Source organism: Candidatus Contendobacter odensis Run_B_J11, assembly GCF_000531125.1.
In the GTDB taxonomy this organism is placed as follows: domain Bacteria; phylum Pseudomonadota; class Gammaproteobacteria; order Competibacterales; family Competibacteraceae; genus Contendibacter; species Contendibacter odensensis.
On record NZ_CBTK010000295.1, the window covers coordinates 1 to 20,817 of the forward strand.

The window sequence follows — 20,817 nt, forward strand, 5'->3', positions numbered from 1 at the left end:
TCCTCGCTTGACGGCAAAACCCCCGATAGCGTGTACTTTGATTCGCTGCCGATCCAGCAGGCAGCCTAAACCGCAGAAACCCACTTAAGCCCGGTAAAATCCTGTCCAACAAACCGGGGCCACCGCTGACCGCCTTGAATCTCCTCAAACTGGAAGATCGACAACGCACTGAGGGTACGGATCGATCGGTCATCTCCATTGCCCGTTGGAAAATTCGCACATTCAATGAGCATTTGCTCAAACGCTTTTCTTCCATCTTAGGTTTAGACTTCAGTTTGATTAAATCCAACCCCGAGTTCGGTAACCTATGTAACTACGGGGCTATCGCCGCATAAAACTGTCCGAAGTATTGATCTAAATGAACATCACCTATTTAGATCAATGGGTTGGATTCAGTCAACGCCCTCGCCTGACGCTACCAACCCTCGCCATCACAGGAAAATTTACAGGACCGTAAAATTCGAGACGGCCCTGCGCGCGCTCGCCGAGGGAAATTCGCTGCGTGCCACTGCGCGCATCGTCGAAGTAGATAAGGACACGGTCTGTGCGTGGCTGGATCGGGGTGCCCGGCAATGCCGGTCAGTGATCCTGGCATTGTGGCAAAACTTGCCAGTGACGGAATGCCAACTCGGTGAATTGTGGGGTTTTATTCATACCCAACAAGAAAATCTGCCCGGTGCCAAGGAATACATCGAGACGTATGGAGACGCTTGGGTTTGGTTGGCGTTTGCTCCTGTTTGGCGCTTGGTCTTGGGCTTTGTGATCGGCAAACATGACCCACCCGGCGCAGACCGGTGGTTGGAACAGGTCGCTTGGGTAACGGATGAAACCGTACCCTTTTTTACCAGCGATCAATGGCCTGCCTATACGCAAGCGTTGTTGAATACCTATGGGGAATGGTATTGCCCGCTGCGCCGTGGGGCGCGCGGGCGCCAGCCCAAACCCCGACAACGCCCCTGTTCCAATCTGTGCTGTACGCCCAAGTGATTAAGCAACGAACCGGTGGGCGAATTACGGCCATCTCCACCCATGTTGTCTTTGGAGACCCCGCAGTGGTCGCGGCTCGGCTGGCGCAGTCACCGGTCAGTCAAACGATCAACACGAGTTTCGTCGAGCGGGACAATCTGACTCAGCGACAACAGAACCGCCGGTTGACCCGTCGCACCAACGGTTTTTCCAAGGCGTTAAGTGGGTTTGAAAAACAACTGTGGTTGTCCTTGGCCTACTACCCTTTTGTGTTACCCCATGACAGCTTGCGTCATCCCCTGCCGATCACCGAACCGACGCGAGGATCCGGCTCTCCCCGTCGATGGTGTCCCAGCACTCCCGCGATGGCGGCGGGCGTGACCGATCCTGTCTGGACCACCCAAGAGCTGCTGTCGTATCGGGTCTCACCGCTGTACTGGACAGAATGCCCCGATCTTGAAAAGCTATTTCGCTAGACCGAGGTTCCTCACGGAAACTGAGGGACACTACCTGGCAATCTAATTCATCTAAAAATGTCTATGTCTGGTTAGCACTTAATTCGCATTATAGCTGTACGATATTTGGGGACCACTATACAGAGAACGAGATTACCGCCGTCCCGCTATCCGGGAGTACCGCTTCCAACCTTGGGACAGCAGGAAAAATTCCCCGCGAATTTTGGCGTTGTTCCATGGCAGAATGACCCCTACCATTCCGGTGGGTCTTCCAGCTACTAATGCTCATCACCCTTTCGTTGCTCTCTTTTTCCTTTAACTTCAATGAGATTAATATCAACTATGAGTAAGCCCAAGAAAGTTGCTCTTCTCACGGCGGGCGGTCTGGCCCCCTGCCTCAGCTCGGCCATTGGCAGCCTCATCGAGCGCTACACCGAGATTGATCCCACCATTGAAATCATCTGCTATCGCAGCGGCTACAAAGGGTTGCTGCTCGGTGATTCCTACAAAGTCACCCCGGAAATCCGCGAAAAGGCCGGACTGCTGCACCGCTTCGGCGGCTCGCCCATCGGCAACAGCCGAGTCAAGCTCACCAACGTCAAGGACTGCGTAAAGCGCGGCTTGGTCAAGGAAGGCGAGGACCCGCAGAAAGTCGCCGCTGATCAATTGATCAAGGATGGCGTGGACATCCTCCACACCATCGGTGGCGACGATACCAATACCGCCGCCGCCGATCTCGCCGCCTTCCTGGCTAAAAACAACTACGGCCTCACCGTCATCGGCCTGCCCAAGACGGTGGACAACGATGTGTTCCCGATCAGGCAATCGCTCGGCGCCTGGACCGCCGCCGAACAGGGCGCCCGCAACTTTCAGAATGTCGCGGCTGAGAACAACGCCAACCCGCGCATGCTGATCGTGCATGAAGTGATGGGCCGCAACTGTGGCTGGCTCACCGCCGCCACCGCCCAGGAGTATCGCAAGCTGCTCGACCGCACCGAATGGCTGCCCGCCATCGGCCTCGACCGCGCCGCCTTTGAAGTCCATGCCGTCTTCGTCCCGGAGATGGAAATCGACCTCGCCGCCGAAGCCAAGCGCCTGCGTGCGGTGATGGATAAAGTGGACTGCATCAACATCTTCGTCTCCGAAGGTGCCGGTGTGGAAGCTATCGTGGCGCAACTTCAGGCCAAGGGCGAAGAAGTGCCACGTGACGCTTTCGGCCACATCAAGCTCGACGCCATCAACCCCGGCAAATGGTTCGGCGAGCAATTCGCCCAGATGATCGGCGCGGAAAAAACTCTGGTCCAGAAATCCGGCTACTTCGCCCGTGCCTCCGCCGCCAATGTCGAGGACATCCATCTGATCAAGTCATGCGCCGATCTGGCCGTCGAATGCGCCTTCCGTGGTGAATCCGGCGTCATCGGCCATGATGAAGACCAGGGAGGTGTGCTGCGCGCTATTGAATTCCCGCGCATCAAGGGCGGCAAACCCTTCAACATTGATACCCCCTGGTTCACCGAAATGCTGGCGGCCATTGGGCAACCCAAGGGTGGGAAGGTCGCGGTAAGCCACTAAGGGCGGATCGTAGCAGGATCGGGGTGAAGCAATGCGGCATCCCGGTCTTGCCCGCCATCCCTCAGCAAAGCCCCACTCACGGCGGCGGCGGCGCTAATACCTCGCGGCTACCGTTGGGCTGCACCGACCCCACCACACCCGCCGTTTCCATCTCCTCGACCAGCCGCGCCGCCCGGTTGTAACCAATGCGTAGCCGGCGCTGTACTCCGGACACCGAAGCCCGCCGCGACTCAGTCACGATGCGCACCGCCTCATCGTACAGTGGATCGCTCTCGCCGCTGCGCCCATTTCCGTTATCGGCCTCATCCCCGCTATCGCCGTCTTCACTGGACCCGGCCAGCACCTCGTCCATGTAATCCGGCGCACCCGTTTGCCGTAGATAATCCACCACCCGAGTCACCTCGTGATCGTCCACAAACGCACCATGCGCTCGCTGTGGCAGACCCGTGCCGGGCGGCAGATAAAGCATGTCACCATGGCCCAATAACTGTTCTGCACCCATCTGGTCAAGGATGGTGCGGGAATCCACCCGCGACGACACCTGAAACGCGATCCGGGTCGGGATATTGGCTTTGATCAGGCCGGTGATCACGTCCACTGACGGTCGCTGGGTCGCAAGAATCAGATGGATCCCGGCGGCGCGCGCCTTCTGCGCCAGCCGTGCGATCAACTCCTCCACCTTTTTGCCCACCACCATCATCATGTCCGCCAGTTCATCGATCACCACCACAATGAACGGCAATGGCTCCAGCAACGGAGATACACTCCACACCCCCGCATCGCCCGGCTTCCAGAATGGATCGCTGATGCCTTCTCCCGCCGCTTGCGCATCACTGAGCTTGCGGTTGAAACCGGCAATGTTGCGCACCTTCAACACCGCCATCAGCCGGTAGCGGCGTTCCATCTCGCCCACGCACCAGCGCAGGGCATTAGCCGCCTCCTTCATATCGGTGACCACCGGAGTCAACAGATGCGGGATATCCTCGTACATGGATAGTTCCAGCATCTTCGGGTCAACCAGAATCAGTCGCACCTCGCGAGGCGGAGCCTTGTACAGCAGGCTCAGCAGCATGGCGTTGATCGCCACTGATTTACCGGAACCCGTGGTGCCGGCCACCAGCAGATGCGGCATTTTCCCCAGATTCGCCACCACCGGATTACCACCGATATCCTTGCCCAAGGCCAGCGTCAAGGGTGACAAGGACTGGGTATAGATCGGTGCTTCCAACACTTCGCGCAAATAGACGACTTCACGGTGCTGGTTGGGAATTTCCAGCCCAATAACCGACTTGCCGGGGATGATTTCCACCACCCGGACACTGATAACCGACAGGCCGCGCGCCATATCCTTGGCCAGATTGCTGATCTGGCTGACTTTGACGCCCGGCGCCGGATCGATCTCGAAGCGGGTAATCACCGGCCCCGGCTCCACTGCCACGACCTTGACTTCAATACCAAAGTGTTTAAGCAGAACTTCCACTCGCCGCGACATCTGTTCCAGCGTTTCCGAGGAATAGCCGGCGGTGTTGGCGGAGGGCCGGTCGAGCAAATCCAGGGGAGGCAGCGAATACGGCGCGACCGGAGCGGGCGACGTCACCTGTCGCTTCATGACTGCTGCCTTATCCAGCGATGCAGCAGGCGCCGGTGGTACGCTCAGTGGTTGCGGCGCTGAAACGGGAAGCGAAACCAAGGGCGAGCGGGATGCAATTTCATCCGTCTCTACCTCCTCTTCACCCACATTGAGTTCAGTGACGGGCTGCGTCCATGGAACGGGAGAGACCAACGGGATCGAGGCTGCGGCAACCCTGACCGGCGCGACCGTCGGCACCAGGGTCAGCATCTCTGACCCGGCAGGTAACTCCCAAACCGGAGGCGTGGACCTCATCGGATCAGCAACCGACGATTCCGGGCGCAGTGATTCCTGATTAGGCGACAGATTAAAGACTGGCTCAATCCGCGCCGGATGCCAGCCAGCCGGCAATTCAGTCTCAATAGCAGGTGCTGAATCGGTAGGAGAGGTAGCAGGCGATCTGATCGGTGGCGGTACACGGTCCACTGTCTCGGTCACCACCGCCGGTTCGACCGATGCCGCAGGCATCCGCCACGCCCGCCACTTAGCCAGCGGCCACTTAACCACCTGCCTAGACCTACGCTCCGGGTTCATCTTCACCACCGGAGTAACCATCTCTCCATCAGAGATTAGCGCGATTTCGACCGCAGGATCCACGTTCTCGCTACCGCTGGCGCTGGTATCCGGGTGCGTCCGGCGCAACGGAGCTATCACTAGAGTGCTGATCCAGCCCACCGCCTTCAGCGCCGTCTGACCTACCCAATCCAGCAGTGTCAACCAGGAAAAACCGGTTGTCAGGGTCAGCCCGGCCAACAATAAAAAAACCATGAACAGGTTGCCACCCGCAAACTCGAAGGCATGGGTCAGAAACTGGCTGGCATGGATCCCCACCAGTCCGCCGGCTGATCCGGCACCGGGAATCGTACCCGGCGCCGGGTGTACATGCAGCGCCGCCAGCCCACAAGCCATGGTCAATGTCACCACAAAGCCCAGTACCCGGAGCAGCACGATCTCACCGTCCAGTTCCAGCAGAGCGCCGCGCATAAACAACCGCCAGCCACCGAAGACCACGCCTAGCGGCAGCAGGTAAGCGGGGTAGCCGAAAAAATAGAGATTCACGTCGGCGAACCAGGCGCCGATCACCCCACCGAGATTATGAAACTGGCTCACATTTGCGGTGTGGGTCCAGGCTGGATCTTCGGGGCTGAACGTCGCCAGCGCGATTATCATTCCCAACGCGATAGCAGCCAGCAGCCAGAAGCCGATCTCGCGCAATACTCCCTTGAGGAACCGGAAAATACCCACCCGAATCACCGGGGGTTCAGTCTTGATTCGATGTGCCTGCACCAAAATTCAGTCCTGTCGTATGCGGAGGGCAAGAGCGGTGAAATCCACTCTGAGATGAAATTTATACCGCTTTTAATAAACAAGCATTGTCCCATTCAAGCGTGCCAAGGTGAAGGGCGAACCGACCCCCGGTTTAGAGTTCCAAAGCCATGCATCCAACCTCAACCTACTGACACTGACCCGTGAATCATGCGCATTGAACGGATCGACGCTCTGACTGATATTCTCGCCGCCGAGTGGAACGCCCTGGTTCCCGACCGCAATCCGTTTCTCAGCCATGAGTTCCTCAGCGCGCTGGAACGCCATCACTGCGTCGGCGAGCGTACCGGCTGGTTACCATGGCACATCATCTGCCGAGACGAGCAGGGGTTATTGCTGGGTGCTGCGCCGCTGTATCTAAAATTCAACTCCTACGGCGAGTTCGTGTTTGACTGGGGCTGGGCGGAAGCCTACCGACGGCATGGCCTGCCCTACTACCCCAAACTGGTCGGCGCCATTCCCTATACCCCGGCCACCAGTCCCCGCTTATTGCTGGCCCCCGATCAACCGCATCCCGAAACCACGGCGCGGGCCATGGTGGACTATGTGCTGGAACAATCTCACCGCCAGCGCTGGTCCTCGATCCATTGGCTATTTCCGACCCTGACTGAGACCGGCCTGTTGCAAAATAAAGGCTTCCTGTCTCGAATCGGCTGCCAGTTCCATTGGCACAATCGCGACTACCGGGATTTTCAGGACTTTCTTGATACGCTCACCGCCAAGCGGCGCAAGAACATCAACCGCGAACGCCGACTGGTGCGCGAAGCCGGGCTGGAATTGCAGATTTTGAGCGGGCGAGAACTCAGCGAGGCGCAATGGCCCATCGTGTACGAATTCTACCGCTCCACCTTTGAACGCTTGGGCGGGATGCCCACGCTCACTCTTCCCTTCTTTCAGGACATTGCCGAAACGTTGAGTGAGCAGTTGATGCTGGTTCTAGCCTTCGACCAAGGTCGCGAGGTCGCTGGCGCAATCAGTTTTCGCAGCGCCAGCACCCTCTACGGACGACATTGGGGCTGTCGGGCCGATCATGACAGCCTGCATTTTGAAGCCTGCTATTATCAGGGTTTGGACTATTGCATCCAGCAGGGCTTGCAGCGCTTTGAGCCGGGCGCGCAGGGCGAACATAAAATTTACCGGGGCTTTCTGCCAACCCTCACCCACTCGGCCCACTGGATCGCCCATCCCGGTTTCCGCCAGGTAATCACTGATTTCCTCGACCGTGAAACGCCCGCAGTCCGGCAATATGCACAAGAACTGCTGCAACATTCACCCTACCGGGACGAGGTAACTCCCGATGCATCTGCCATGGCTAGATCCGCGTGACGACAGTCAGCCGTTTCCCCCGCATGAACGCGCTCTAACCGAACCCGATGGTCTGCTGGCCGCCGGCGGCAACTTGTCGCCACGCCGGCTGCTGCGCGCCTACCGCATCGGTATCTTCCCGTGGTATTCGCCAGGCCAACCGATCCTGTGGTGGTCACCGGATCCGCGCCTGGTGCTGTTCCCGGAATCGGTCAATCTCTCGCGCAGCCTGCGCAAGACCTTAAAAAAAGGGCTATTCACGGTGACCGCCGATACGGCCTTCGCTGCGGTTATTGCTGCCTGTGCCGCGCCGCGTGGTGAAGATTCTGGAACCTGGATCACCGCAGAGATGAATCGAGCCTATGTCAGGCTGCATCAGCTCGGTCACTCCCATTCCATCGAAACCTGGTATGAGGGCGAATTGGTGGGCGGCTTGTACGGGGTTGCCGTAGGTCGGGTGTTCTATGGCGAATCCATGTTCTGCATTATGAGCGACGCTTCCAAAGTGGCGCTGGCCGCGCTGGCCGCGCAATTGTGGCGCTGGCAATTCACCCTAATTGACTGCCAAGTGCATACCGAGCATCTGACCCGGATGGGCGCGGTGGAAATTCCCCGCGCTACCTTTCTCCAGTTGCTGGAACGCTATTGTATCCTGCCGGGCCGGGATGGATTCTGGCGTCTCGACGATGATCTGGTTACCGACCTGCTAACTCCCGCCACGCTACCATGAGCAATCCCCGCGATTCGCTGTACGATTTGCGCATGTTCCTGACCACTGAATATCCATGCAGTTATCTGCCGGGCCGGCGGGCGCGTAATCTGGTCGCTGACCCAGCCGTGACCGATAGCCGGATTTACACCCAACTGGCCGATTTGGGATTCCGGCGCAGTGGCGACCATGTTTATCGGCCGCACTGCCGAAGTTGCATGGCGTGCCGGTCGCTGCGAATCCCAGCAGAGCGGTTTCGCCCGAACCGTTCACAGCGGCGGATCTGGACTCGCAATCAGGATGTGCAGACCCGGATGACTGAAGCGGAGTTCCAGGACGAACACTTTGACTTGTTCGCCCGTTACATCCGGGTCCGGCATTCCGGCGGCGGCATGGATCCGGCCAGCCCGGACAGTTATTGGTCGTTCATCACCTCGCGCTGGTGCCCGACTTGGCTGTGTGAATTTCGCCGCGACCAGCAATTGCTGGCAGTCGCCGTCGTGGATCGCTTGGATGACGGGTTGTCAGCGGTCTACACCTTTTTCGACCCATTCCAGAATGAGCGCGGTTTAGGCACCTTCGCGATCCTGTGGCAGATTGCCGAAGCGCAGCGATTGGGACTGAAATGGGTATATCTGGGCTATTGGGTCGAACACTGCGACAAGATGGCGTATAAGGCTCGTTTCACTCCGCACGAAGTATTCGTCGCGGAACGCTGGGGCTGGGTATGCTCTTCCTCATCAGGATTTTCGCTTTCCGTCATTCCCGCGTCAGCGGGAATCCAGTAACCCACTGAAAAGACTGATGAGGAAATGCGGCTTGGCCCGTATCAATAAATCCTTTCCACAGATCAGAGCAGAAGCCTTCAATCCCCTCACACCCATCAGTCCCCGGGTTCTTGGAGCCTGTGTGCCGCTTCATGGAACTCCTCGACGGGCTAACTTTTTTCCAGCTTCAGCCTTTGCGCAAAATCACTGTGCGTTAACTCATACAGCACATCCAGCAATGCCACCTGCAAACTCCCCGGCCCCCGCGCCTGCGCCGCCGCCAATTCCCCTGCCACACCGAATACCGCCAGCGCTGCCGTCGTCGCCGTAAATGCATCCGGCGTCACCGCCAAAAGTGCCCCAATCACGGCAGTTGCTGAACAGCCCAGTCCAGTGACTCGCGTCATCAGCGGATGGCCGTTCTCAATTGCGACCACCCGTGCCCCGTCGGTCACATAATCCACCGCTCCGGTCACCGCAACTACTGATCCGGTATCTATCGCCAACAACCGCGCCGCGCCCAGCGCTGTTTCTGAACCCTGAGTGCTGTCCACTCCTCTGCCCTGCCCAGCGTGTTGTGCCAACGTCAGAATCTCCGACCCATTGCCACGGATGACGCTCGGCCCCAATCGCGTCAAAGCCCTCGCTGCAGCCAGTCGGTACGGCGTTGCGCCCGCGCCTACCGGATCGAGAATCCACGGTATGCCCGCAGTACCCGCCCGCATCGCCGCCAGCTTGCTGGCCGCAATCTGTTGTGAATCCAGCGTACCAATGTTGACGACCAGCGCCTGGCTCATCGCAACAAAATCCTCAACCTCGTCCAGCGAATGCACCATCGCCGGTGATGCCCCCAGCGCCAGCAGCACGTTGGCCGTGTTGTTCATCACCACGAAGTTAGTGATGTTGTGGACCAGCGGCGCCCGCTCCCGAACCGTCGCTACCAACGTCCACAACTGTTTCACGTCCAATGGCTCAATAGGCATGGTCACGTCTCAAAAATCGGATTTTCCTGCTCAGTCACTCGCACGAAGGTGGTGCGTTTGGTCAATTCCTTCAACTGTCCCGCACCAACATAGGTACAGGCCGACCGCAACCCACCTAAAACATCCTTAACCGTTTCCTCTACTGAACCTCGGTACGGTATCTCAACGGTTTTGCCTTCGGAGGCACGATATTCAGCGACTCCGCCGCTATATTTTTCCATTGCGGTACGCGAACTCATCCCGTAAAACCGTACCCGGCGCTGTCCCTCCCGCTCCAGAACCTCGCCGCCACCCTCATCGTGCCCCGCCAGCATCCCGCCGAGCATCACAAAGTCCGCTCCAGCGCCAAAAGCCTTGGCTACATCACCCGCGCAGGCGCAACCACCATCCGAGATAATCTGCCCGGACAGTCCATGCGCCGCATCGGCACACTCAATGATCGCCGACAGTTGCGGGTAGCCCACTCCGGTTTTAACCCGCGTGGTGCAGACCGAACCCGGCCCGATGCCCACTTTGACGATATCAGCGCCGGACAACAACAGCTCCTCCACCATCTCACCGGTGACCACGTTACCCGCAATAATCACTTGGTCCGGATGCCGCGCTCTAATCTCAGCCACCCGCGCCACGAAATGCTCGGAATAACCGTTCGCCACGTCCATGCAGATAAACCTGAGTTCGGGTAGGCGCTCCAGAATCTGATCCAGTTTTTCGAGATCGCCATCAAGAATGCCGGTACTCACCGCTACATGCGCCAACCCACCTTCATGGCCGTCAGCGCGCAATCCGGCCACGAAATATTCCCATTCCTCCACCGGGTAATATTTATGTACCGTCGTACACAATCCATGGCGCGCCAGCGCCTTCGCCATGGCGAAGGTGCCGACGGTATCCATATTGGCAGCCATGATCGGGATACCGGTCCAACTTCGCCCACTGTGGCGAAACCGAAAGGTTCGTTCCAGCTTCACCTGCGCCCGACTACCCAAGGTAGAACGCTTGGGCCGGATCAGCACATCCTTGAAGCCCAGTTTCAGATCGGCTTCGATGCGCATTTACACTCGTCCATACAATTCCAATAAATGCCGATAATGGCCCGCCACCTCATGGCCTACCTGATCCCAGCGGAATCGCCAACGCCAACAGCCGTCTGCAACTCCGGGCCGGTTCATCCGATGTTCACCGCCCAGCGCCAGTACATCCTGCATCGGCGTCACCGCCAGCCGCGCCACCGAGGCAAACGCCGCCCGCACCAACAACTCAGGCATTTGCTTCGGCCCACCGCCCAGATAGTCGAATACATGCGCCCGAGTGGATTCATCCAGTTCGTGGAACCAGCCCAGCGTCGTGTTGTTATCGTGGGTTCCGGTGTAAATCACTGAACTATCAAGATGATTATGCGGCAGATAGGGATTATCGGCTCCGCCGCCAAAGGCAAAGTGCAACACCTTCATCCCTGGCAAATGATGCGCGTCACGCAAAGTTTCAACTTCGGGAGTGATAATGCCCAAATCCTCGGCGACCAGTGGTAACGCGCCAAATTCCGTCTTCAAGGCTTTGAAAAGTGCGTCGCCGGGTGCCAACTGCCAGCGCCCCGCCACCGCAGTTTCAGCACTGGCGGGAATTTCCCAGTACGCCTCCAACCCCCGGAAATGATCGATTCGCAGCAGGTCAAACTGCGTCAGTTGAGTACGAATCCGTTCTTTCCACCACTGAAAACCGTCCGCCTCCATCCGCTCCCAGGCGTAATGTGGATTGCCCCATAACTGTCCAGTGGCGGAAAAATAATCCGGTGGTACCCCGGCCACCACTTCCCGCCGACCGTCGCGATCCAGCAAAAACATATCACGCTGAGCCCATACATCGGCGCTGTCGTAACCGACAAATAGTGGAATATCACCGAACATCAGGATGCCACGCTCGTTGGCATAACGCTTGAGCGCCATCCATTGCCGATCAAACAGGAACTGCTCAAACTGGCACTGCGTGATGGCCTCCACGCATTGCTGCCGCATCGAGGTCAACGCCTTCGGCTGGCGGTCGCGCTGTTCATTCGGCCAGACAAACCAGGCCCGTTGCCCGTTGGCCGCCCGGATCGCTTGATACAGAGCGTAATCGTCCAACCAGTGGCGATGCTGATGGCGAAACGCCTCAAAGGCTGCGAAATCTTTTCCACCCCGCCCTTGAAACCCCTGTCTGGCCTCACCCAGTCGCCGCCGCCGGTAGGCCCATCCGTCCTCACCCGCACCCGGTCCTCCATCCGCCCGTAACCAGCCTGCGTCAACCAGTGGCTCCAGCGCAATGAGTCGTGGATTACCGGCATGAACCGACTGGGCCGAATACGGCGATAGATCGTCATGAGTCGGTCCCAGCGGCAACGTCTGCCAAACCGTAAATCCGCATGCCGCCAGAAATTCCACGAACCGATAAGCATCCGAGCCTAGATCACCATTGCCATAGCCACCTGGCAGCGAAGTTGGATGCAACAGCAATCCCGCCCGCCGGCGGTCAAATGGCGAACCTATAGTCATGAACAATAACCTCTTGATGAGTTGAGTAATTAACAATGGGTGGATCGAGCAGAATTGAGCCGTATCAGCGAACTCGATGCAGTTCCTGACCCAGCATCTCGCGGGTAATCAGCACTACCCCTTTCTCGGTTCGATAGAAACGCCTTGCATCTTCCTGAGGATTTTCACCGACTACGGTACCGGGTGGGATGACGCAACCTCGGTCAATAATAATCTTACTGAGATGACAGTAGCGACCGATATCTACCTCAGGCAACACCACGGCATCTCGCAATTGCACGAAGGAATGCACTTGGACTCGCGGGAAAAGTAGCGAATGATTAACGTAACCACCAGAAATGATACATCCTTCTGCGATCATCGAATCCACGGCCATGCCCCGCCGTCCGTCATCATCAAATACAAACTTGGCAGGTGGCAACTGTTCCTGATAGGTCCAGATGGGCCAGTGTTCATCGTAGAGGTTTAACTCCGGATCCACACCCACCAGTTCCATATTCGATTCCCAGAATGCATCCACCGTCCCGACATCGCGCCAGTAACTCTGCGTCTTGGTCTGTACATCGCTGAACGGATAGATGACCACCCGATGTCGTCCAAGCAACCGGGGTAGCAAATCCTTGCCAAAATCATGGTGCGAATCCGGGTTCTCGGCATCCTCAATTAATTGATTGTACAGGAATTGAGTATTGAATACATAAATACCCATTGAAGCCAACACCATACCGTTCCGGCCTGGTAGCGTCTCTGGTTCTTGCGGTTTTTCCACGAACCGGATCACTTCATTGCGCTCGTTCACCGTGAGTACTCCAAACTCACGCGCCCGTTCGTGCGACACCTCAACACTGCCAACAGTGACTTCGGCCTTACTTTCTACATGGTGTGCCACCATCGGTCCATAATCCATCTTGTAAATATGATCTCCAGCCAGGATGAGTACAAACTCAGGAGCATGGCTGCGGATAATGTCCAGATTCTGATAGACGGCGTCGGCTGTTCCCTTGTACCAGGAAGTTTCGTCGATCCGTTGCTGGGCCGGCAGCAATTCAACGAACTCACCGAACTCCCCACGCAGGAAACCCCAACCACGCTGAATATGTTGAATCAGTGAGTGTGCCTTGTACTGAGTCAGCACACAGACGCGCCGGATTCCAGAATTGATACAATTAGACAGTGGAAAATCAATAATTCGGTACTTGCCACCGAACGGCGTCGCCGGTTTTGCGCGCCACAGTGTTAGTTGTTTAAGTCGGCTACCACGCCCGCCTGCCAGGATCAGGGCCAGTGTTTCCCGGGTTAGGCGACTAACGAAACGTGAGGTGATGGCGGCGCTCATGCGTTTAATGTTCCTCTCTGCTATGCTGTTTTGATTTTCAGGATCTAAGAAACAGGCCGCTTGGCGGGCAAGGTGCCAAGGATGCAGTAACGGCAAGCGATGAACGGATGTTTGGCACCTCCACCTTTATATTAGTTGGTTTTCAAAGGTAGTTTTCGCCATTCGTAGCGCTTGGTTGGAAGGATGCCGAGCGGATTAGATTAATGGGATGCTCAACTTTTCCAATGACGCACTCTGATCACAATAACGATATGCAGCATCATCGACCATCCACAGACGAGCGGTTGATGATTGATGCAGCTTTGCTGAGCAAAGGAATCCATCCCGATCCCTTTGCAGTGCTGGGTCGCCATGGTCGTGGTGAGCAGGTCATGGTTCGAGCTTTTATCCCTGGCGCTCGGACAGTGAGATTGACCGATATCGATCAATCGCTGCGGCGGTTGGTGGATACCGATCTGTTTGAGTGGCGTGGTGCAGTGGGTACGCTGCCACTGCATTATCGACTGACATGGATTGACGCTATCGGTTGCGAACGGACAGATCACGATCCTTACAGCTTTTCCCCACAGATCAGCTTGTATGATTTGCACCTCTTTAATGAAGGTCGTCATCTGCACGTTTATCGGGTGTTAGGGGCACATCCGCGTGTAGTAGACGGTATTGTCGGCGTCCTTTTCGCCGTCTGGGCTCCGAATGCGGCTCAAGTCAGCGTGGTGGGCGATTTTAACGGATGGTGCGGTCCGCGCCATCCGTTGCGGCGGCGAGGGGGAGTCTGGGAACTCTTCGTCCCTAGCATCAGCATAGGTACCCGCTACCAGTATGAGATTTGTGTCCAGGGATCTGGCGAATGGCTGCGTAAGAGCGATCCTTACGGTAGCGGCTTCGAACGGCGACCAGCGACTGCTAATCTCATCGTTAATCATATCCCCTATCCATGGCGTGATGAGACTTGGATGACGCGGCGGCGACGGCGGAAATGGGAACAGACACCGTTGGCAATTTATGAAGTCCACCTTGGTTCCTGGCAGCGGGATTATCAGGGTCATTATTTGAACTATCAGGAATTAGCCCAACGTTTGGTCGCTTACGCCGGGTCTTTGGGCTTCACCCATATCGAACTAATGCCGGTGACTGAACATCCACTGGATGCGTCTTGGGGCTATCAGCCGACCGGGTATTTTGCTCCTACCAGTCGCCATGGTGATGTGAACGATTTTCGCTGGTTCGTGGATTATTGTCATCAGGCCGGTCTCGGTGTAATCCTGGATTGGGTGCCTGGACACTTTCCCAAGGATCCTCATGGTCTGGCTCAATTTGATGGCACCTATCTTTACGAACACGAAGATCCAACTCGACGTGAGCAGCGTGGATGGGGCACATTGGCATTTAACTATGGTCGTACTCAGGTTAAAAATTTTTTGCTGGCCAGCGCTTGCTTTTGGCTTGAAGAATGTCACTTGGATGGATTACGGGTTGATGCCGTCGCTTCTATGCTCTATCTGGACTATTCCCGTGAATCAAATGAGTGGGCACCTAATCCTTTTGGTGGTAATGAGAATCTGGAAGCGATTGCTTTTTTACGAGAACTGAATGATGTCATTCACCGCCGTTATCCTGGCGTATCAATGATTGCTGAGGAGTCCACTGCTTGGCCACTGGTGACGCGCCCTTCCTGGATGGGTGGGCTGGGTTTTAGTATGAAATGGAACATGGGATGGATGCATGATACCTTGGAATATATAGCTAACGATCCAGCTCTGCGTCGCCGCCATCATGATTTGCTCACTTTTGGTTTGCTATATGCTTTTACTGAAAATTTTATGTTGCCTCTATCCCATGATGAGGTGGTGCATGGTAAGGGTTCCCTACTTTCCAGAATGCCAGGAGATCGCCGACAGCGTTTCGCAAATATACGGTTGCTCTATGTGTATATGTGGACTTATCCAGGTAAAAAAATTCTATTTATGGGTAACGAATTTGCTCAGGAACAGGAATGGGATCATGCAAGTATCTTAGATTGGGATTTGTTAAATCAAATGGAGCATCATGGAATTCAGGCACTAATTCGTGATCTTAACTGTTTGTACCGCGTTACGCCGGGTTTGCATGGATGTGAGTTCGCTCAGGAAGGTTTTGAATGGCTGGATTGTCATGATGCAACTCATTCAATTATGGCTTATCTTCGTCGGGGTGATGATAACAAGCCAGTTGTTGTTGTTTTTAATTTTGCGGCGGTAGCACGATTAGGTTATCGGGTAGGCGTTCCGAATCCAGGAAATTATTGCCAACTTTTGAATTCTGATTATTGGGCTTATGGCAGTGGTAACCATGGTGCTGATAGTAGGAATATACTTGCTGATCAAATGATTCACATGGGGCATCCTTACTCATTGCTGCTGGATTTGCCACCACTGACTGCAGTAGTGATCGCCTTACTGGAACCGAATGGAGATGATTTTTCTTGAAGTTACAACAGCTACGTTATCTTACTGCGATTGTTCGGAATAATCTGAATATTTCTTCAGCGGCTGAGAGTTTGTATACTTCTCAGCCAGGAATTAGTAAGCAATTGCGCCTGCTTGAGGAAGAGCTGGGGGTTGAGTTATTTGGTCGTAACGGCAAACATCTCACTGAGGTCACTCCGATTGGCCGACAGATCATTACTAAGGCTGAAAGTATCCTGCGTGAGGTGAATAATATCCAGATATTAGCTGAAGAGTATCGTGATGATCGGCGTGGTAGCTTATCTATTGCTACGACCCATACTCAGGCTCGTTATGCATTACCACCAGTGATTAAAATTTTTCGGGAGCGTTATCCAGCAGTTACTTTACAAATTCACCAAGGTTCTCCAGCACAGATTGCTGATCTAGTGCAGTCGGGTGAAGTAGATTTCGCGATTGCTACTGAGTCTTTGGAGCTATTTGAAGATTTAGTAATGATGCCCTGCTATGTTTGGCAGCGCTGTGTGCTAGTACCATCTGGACACCCGTTGGCTGATATTGATCGTTTGACGCTGCATGATGTTGCTCAATATCCGCTGGTCACCTATGTATTTGGTTTTACTGGACGATCACAACTGGATGAAACTTTTCGTAACGCTCAACTTAAGCCCACTGTGGCTTTTACTGCCACTGATGCGGATGTCATTAAAACTTATGTGCGTTTGGGAATGGGTGTAGGTATTATTGCACGGATGGCATATGACTCTCGGCAGGATCAGGATCTGATTCAGTTGGATGCCAGTCACCTGTTTTCTACTAACATAACAAAAATAGGGTTTAGGCGCGGTATGTTTCTGCGATTTTATATGTATGATTTTATAGAGTTATTTGCTCCTCATTTGACTCGGGATCGGGTGCGGATGATGGAACATCTCCAGACATCTGAGGAAATTGGTGTGTTGCTTGAATCTATGGAGTTACCTGTTTTCTAGCAACTGATGTGGTTTTATTTTTTGCTAATTTAGCAACCATGACGACATAATAAAATTTTGCTTTCCGTCATTCCCGCGTCAGCGGGAGTTCAATCACTCGTTAAAAAGACTGGATCTCTATTTTTACCGATATGACGACACATGGTTTATTAGCGAAAGTCCTATGTAAATATGGTGTTCTTAGATAATTTACAGGTTGAATTAAGTGACAACTCGACACGTTACAAATATCCATGACTGATTTAGGATTGCTCCAGGAGAGTCGCATGCAGTCTTTACCCGTTGCTGCTCGGATTGATCTATTATCCAGTTTTGAAGCCGTGCTTGCGCAAGTAGATAAGTTCTGCGCTAAAGCACGTCAAGATACTGCATTACCGGCTTGGGTTTCGCGTACTGAAGCAGAACTGACTGAAAATCTCGATATGCGTTTTAAGGCAATTCAAGTTTATCGCGCACTCTGGTATGAAAATAGCCAAGATGGGCGAGAGACACTGACTTGTCCAGGGATTGTTGGCGCTAGTTCAGATACCTTAGCGGCTGCCCATGCCTGTAATAGAGCTAAGGATGACTTTAAAACGGCTGTACTGACGATAAAAGCTCTGGGTCAGGTTGAAACCAAGGAGGCAATGGTTGACTTGCACCGGCGTTGGGAAATTGTAGCAGCGGCAATGCGACGCATGGGAGCTGCTCGCTTGAATCTTAAACAGGCCTACCGCCATATTCCACTCCTTGAGCGATGCCCGATCAAGATTGGTTTTACTTGGTCCAAACAAGGCCGTGTGATTCAGCGTACCAGTGTAGCTGCTGCTCGACGCTTGCTGGAACAGCGGGCTGAAACACCGCAGATTCGATTGGAAATGCAGCGTTTAGCCGAAATCAGCGCTGATGAGTTGCTAGCGCGTGTTCGCAGTGTTTGTCCACATTTACGCGCTAATATCGTTTTTGCTGATTCGGAAAATTCCGGGAGGGTATCACGTCGACTAATGCAGGCTCCCCTGCCGATTCTGGTGCCACTCCAGGCTAATGAGCAATTGCCTGATTTTGTAGCAGTGGCATCGGAGCCACCGGCGAGTCCTCGCCTGCGACGGGCAGATGTACGGATTGAGGATGAACTTTTTTTACCTTCGATTCGAATGCATCGCTATCGTGATTTTTGTCGGTCTAATAATTCCATACCAATGTGATGAGATAAAAACCGAGATTTTGAGTACGTTGAGGAATCGGGCGCAGTGGGATCCACTTCAAACATCAATCAACCGTCGCGAAAATATCCTAAGATAATAATCGGTCCAAGCACCTTTATTAGGTTCTCAGAACTCTTTTGCCCACAACCTTCCTTCGCCATGCCAGCGGCTACTGGTATCCATATTTTTTAACTGGTTACTTGGATTCTAGCTTTCGCTGGAATGATGGAGAGCGAAAGCCTTATTTCTTTTATCCGAACTTATCAGGAGACTCCCTTATGTCAGCGCGCACTCGCGTATGGCCCGGCATTCCATATCCCCTCGGCGCCACATGGGACGGCAAGGGCGTCAATTTCGCCCTCTTTTCCGCCCACGCTGAAAAGGTCGAGTTATGCCTATTCGATTCATCGGGCCAGCGCGAAATTGAACGCTTGGTGCTGGCCGAGAATACCGACCAGATATGGCATGGTTATGTGCCAGGCTTGTGGCCGGGCGCCTTGTATGGCTATCGGGTCTCTGGACCCTACGAACCGCAGATTGGTCATCGTTTCAATCACCATAAATTGCTGCTTGATCCCTATGCTAAGCAATTCTATGGTTCACTGCACCTGCGCGACGAACACTGTGGTTACCAAGTCGGTCACCGCGACGCCGACTTGTCTTTCGATACTCGCGACAGTGCTCGCGATATGCTGAAATGCGTCGTGGTAGACACTCGCTATAACTGGGAAGGGGATCGTTCGCCCGATGGACCTTGGTCACGAACACTGATTTATGAAACCCACGTTCGCGGCTTCACCATCCGCCATGAAGGCGTACCCCACCATTTGCGCGGCACTTTCGCCGGCCTTGCCCACCCCGAAGTAATCAAATATCTTCAGTCTCTCGGCATCACTGCGATAGAACTGATGCCGGTTCACGCCTTCGTGGATGACCGGTTTCTGACCGACCGTGGGCTACGTAATTACTGGGGTTACAATACCCTTTGCTTTTTTGCCCCAGAAACCCGTTACCTGAGCGGGGGAGACTTGGTCGAGTTTAAGACCATGGTCAAGCGGTTGCATGATGCCGGCATTGAGGTCTTGCTGGACGTGGTTTACAACCACACCGCCGAAGGTGATCAGATGGGACCCACTCTGAGCTTCAAAGGCATCGATAACGCCTCTTATTACCGGCTGCTGCCCCATGACCGTCGTCACTACATCAATGACACCGGTTGCGGCAATACTCTTAATCTGATGCATCCTCGAGTATTGCAGATGGTGATGGACAGCTTGCGCTACTGGGTCAACGAAATGCATGTGGACGGCTTTCGATTCGATCTGGCAGTCACTCTGGGCCGTGAAGAATATGGTTATGACCGTGCCGGCGGTTTTTTCGATGCCATTCGCCAAGACCCAGCCATGTCACGGGTTAAGGTTATTGCTGAACCGTGGGACATCGGTCCCGGTGGCTATCAACTTGGTAGCTTTCCAGCCGGCACCACCGAATGGAACGACCGCTTCCGTGATACGGTACGCCGATTCTGGCGGGGCGATGACGGCATGCTGTCTAAACTGGCACCCAACCTGCTTGCATCCAGTGATTTGTTCGAACACGACTGTCGGAGACCCTGGGCCACGGTCAACTACATCGCCAGCCACGATGGCTTCACATTGGCCGACCTGGTCAGCTACAACGAGCGCCACAACGAGGCCAACGGCGAGCAAAATCGCGATGGACATCCCTCCAACTTCAGCAACAACCACGGCGTTGAAGGGCTGACTACTGATCCCGGTATCCGGCAAATCCGCCTGCGTCAACGCCGTAACATGCTGGCGACCGTGCTGCTGGCGCAAGGCACCCCGATGTTGTTAGCCGGTGACGAGTTCGGCCGCAGCCAGCAGGGTAATAACAATGCCTATTGTCAGGATAACGAAATCAACTGGTTGAATTGGGACAACCCAACACCTGATGAGCGGGAATTCCTGGACTTTGTCCGCCGACTGATCAATCTGCGCCGGGATCATCCGGTACTGCGGCGACCGCGCTTCATGCATGGCTTGCAGGCCTCGAAAACCACTGGATTGCGCGACGTTGATTGGATTAGCCCTGGCGGCAGCACGATGAGCGACTACCACTGGCAGGAACCTAAAGCCCGCTGCTTCGGCCTTCTGCTGGCGGGTGACGCCGGCGAACACTTCACTGCCGACGGCTACCCGGAAACCGATGATGCACTGCTGATTATTTTCAACGCCGGTCCGGCCACTACTCCGTTTCGGATGCCTTCCGTTCGCGGCGCCGGCCACTGGCGTTGCTTGCTTGACACCACCCAACCGCAGTTAGCATCCGGCGAGTTGCTGCTGGACAACGGCGGCGAATTCCAGATGGAGTCCTGGGCGGTGACCGTGTTTGCCCTGGTGATGACGGATACCGACTGAATCGTGGGTTATCCGACAAAATGGCTATATAAATATCATTAAACATTCTTTTTGATTATTTAGCCTGCCCTCTATAGTCACCGGTCACCCGGCCACGTTGATTCTGCGCCGGGTGTTTTTTATCGTCATTGATCCTATGGAGTCTTCATCGTGTACGCACCCCCGCCCTATTTTTCATCCGTACCTGCGATACCCAT

At 54.9% G+C, this 20,817-nt stretch carries 13 protein-coding genes and 1 pseudogene; 9 read left to right on the forward strand and 5 right to left on the reverse strand.

Features of this window, described 5'->3' with window-relative positions; translation table 11 throughout:
• Positions 1-450: 450 nt before the first annotated feature.
• Together BN874_RS25900 and BN874_RS18865 are read left to right on the forward strand one after the other, a co-directional pair.
• Positions 451-1,442: pseudogene (locus BN874_RS25900) on the forward strand (IS1-like element ISBeg1 family transposase); the annotation flags it as partial.
• A 321-nt stretch (positions 1,443-1,763) separates the two neighbouring features.
• Positions 1,764-2,993 carry a pyrophosphate--fructose-6-phosphate 1-phosphotransferase gene (locus BN874_RS18865; protein ID WP_034435915.1) on the forward strand — a complete coding sequence of 410 codons (1,230 nt, stop codon included), beginning with the start codon at positions 1,764-1,766 and terminating at the stop codon, positions 2,991-2,993.
• Positions 2,994-3,069: 76 nt separating this feature from the next.
• Here the strand turns inward: BN874_RS18865 and BN874_RS26245 are convergent, their stop codons facing one another.
• Positions 3,070-5,910 carry a DNA translocase FtsK 4TM domain-containing protein gene (locus BN874_RS26245; protein ID WP_154725027.1) on the reverse strand — a complete coding sequence of 947 codons (2,841 nt, stop codon included), beginning with the start codon at positions 5,908-5,910 and terminating at the stop codon, positions 3,070-3,072.
• A gap of 189 nt (positions 5,911-6,099) precedes the next feature.
• Here BN874_RS26245 and BN874_RS18875 point away from each other — a divergent pair, with 189 nt between their 5' ends.
• Genes BN874_RS18875 through BN874_RS18885 form a run of 3 tightly spaced genes read left to right on the forward strand, consistent with a single transcriptional unit; the run spans position 6,100 to position 8,751 of the window.
• Positions 6,100-7,275 carry a GNAT family N-acetyltransferase gene (locus BN874_RS18875; RefSeq protein ID WP_034435916.1) on the forward strand — a complete coding sequence of 392 codons (1,176 nt, stop codon included), beginning with the start codon at positions 6,100-6,102 and terminating at the stop codon, positions 7,273-7,275.
• Positions 7,247-7,984: a leucyl/phenylalanyl-tRNA--protein transferase gene (gene aat, locus BN874_RS18880; protein WP_051498076.1), complete on the forward strand. Its 738-nt coding sequence runs from the start codon at positions 7,247-7,249 to the stop codon at positions 7,982-7,984. Before BN874_RS18875 ends, aat begins: the two co-directional genes overlap by 29 nt.
• A complete protein-coding gene (locus BN874_RS18885; RefSeq protein WP_081756525.1) occupies positions 7,981-8,751 on the forward strand; it encodes an arginyltransferase in 771 nt (256 codons plus the stop codon). Before aat ends, BN874_RS18885 begins: the two co-directional genes overlap by 4 nt.
• A gap of 149 nt (positions 8,752-8,900) precedes the next feature.
• Here BN874_RS18885 and thiM read toward each other — a convergent pair whose 3' ends face one another.
• The 4 genes from thiM to glgC all read right to left on the reverse strand — a co-directional run bounded on the left by thiM (position 8,901) and on the right by glgC (position 13,580).
• Positions 8,901-9,713 carry a hydroxyethylthiazole kinase gene (gene thiM / locus BN874_RS18890; protein WP_034435917.1) on the reverse strand — a complete coding sequence of 271 codons (813 nt, stop codon included), beginning with the start codon at positions 9,711-9,713 and terminating at the stop codon, positions 8,901-8,903.
• A gap of 2 nt (positions 9,714-9,715) precedes the next feature.
• A complete protein-coding gene (locus BN874_RS18895; protein ID WP_034435918.1) occupies positions 9,716-10,768 on the reverse strand; it encodes a GMP reductase in 1,053 nt (350 codons plus the stop codon).
• Positions 10,769-12,244: a 4-alpha-glucanotransferase gene (malQ, locus tag BN874_RS18900; RefSeq protein ID WP_034435919.1), complete on the reverse strand. Its 1,476-nt coding sequence runs from the start codon at positions 12,242-12,244 to the stop codon at positions 10,769-10,771.
• Between the two features lie 64 nt (positions 12,245-12,308).
• On the reverse strand, positions 12,309-13,580 hold the full coding sequence (gene glgC, locus BN874_RS18905; RefSeq protein WP_034435920.1) for a glucose-1-phosphate adenylyltransferase: 1,272 nt from the start codon (positions 13,578-13,580) through the stop codon (positions 12,309-12,311).
• 287 nt (positions 13,581-13,867) lie between these two features.
• Here glgC and glgB point away from each other — a divergent pair, with 287 nt between their 5' ends.
• The 4 genes from glgB to glgX all read left to right on the forward strand — a co-directional run bounded on the left by glgB (position 13,868) and on the right by glgX (position 20,620).
• Positions 13,868-16,045, forward strand: coding sequence for a 1,4-alpha-glucan branching protein GlgB (gene glgB / locus BN874_RS18910; protein ID WP_034435921.1), 2,178 nt, complete (start codon positions 13,868-13,870; stop codon positions 16,043-16,045).
• Positions 16,042-17,016, forward strand: a complete 975-nt coding sequence (cysB, locus tag BN874_RS18915) for an HTH-type transcriptional regulator CysB (RefSeq protein WP_034435922.1) — start codon at positions 16,042-16,044, stop codon at positions 17,014-17,016. The genes glgB and cysB overlap by 4 nt, the downstream gene beginning before the upstream one ends.
• Before the next feature lie 266 nt (positions 17,017-17,282).
• Complete coding sequence (locus BN874_RS18920; RefSeq protein WP_034435923.1) at positions 17,283-18,200, forward strand: hypothetical protein; 918 nt, start codon at positions 17,283-17,285, stop codon at positions 18,198-18,200.
• A 278-nt stretch (positions 18,201-18,478) separates the two neighbouring features.
• On the forward strand, positions 18,479-20,620 hold the full coding sequence (glgX, locus tag BN874_RS18925) for a glycogen debranching protein GlgX (RefSeq protein WP_051498077.1): 2,142 nt from the start codon (positions 18,479-18,481) through the stop codon (positions 20,618-20,620).
• Positions 20,621-20,817: the final 197 nt, after the last annotated feature.